This is a genomic window from Gelidibacter salicanalis (assembly GCF_016469035.1).
GTDB classification, from domain to species: Bacteria; Bacteroidota; Bacteroidia; order Flavobacteriales; family Flavobacteriaceae; genus Gelidibacter; species Gelidibacter salicanalis_A.
In genome coordinates this window covers 1-267 of record NZ_JAEHJZ010000372.1, presented here as the reverse complement: position 1 = coordinate 267, position 267 = coordinate 1, and the positions used below count along the sequence as shown (strand labels likewise).

Below are 267 nucleotides of genomic sequence, written 5' to 3'. Positions count from 1 at the left end.
CACCGAGTGTTTCGTAGCGGTATTTCGCGCAGGCGATGTCGGTGGTGGTGTACAGGTAGCCGCCATCTTTTTTACGGATGATAACGCCCATCGGGTCGCCGTCTTTGTTTTTATATTCATCCAGATAAACGACCACGGCGCCTTCACTGTCGACTGCCAGCCCTTTGGCCTGCAGGTCGGAGACAATGCCAGGCAGCATGCTGTTGTACAGGCTTTCACCCATCACATCATCTTCTGTCAGGGTCACGTTCAGGCGGTTATACGTCA

Annotated in this window: 1 protein-coding gene; it reads right to left on the bottom strand. The window is 53.6% G+C overall.

What is annotated here, in order from left to right; genetic code table 11:
* Nucleotides 1-267 (bottom strand): arginine--tRNA ligase domain-containing protein (gene argS / locus JEM65_RS21685; RefSeq protein ID WP_199603843.1); only part of this gene is annotated, 267 nt, incomplete at both ends.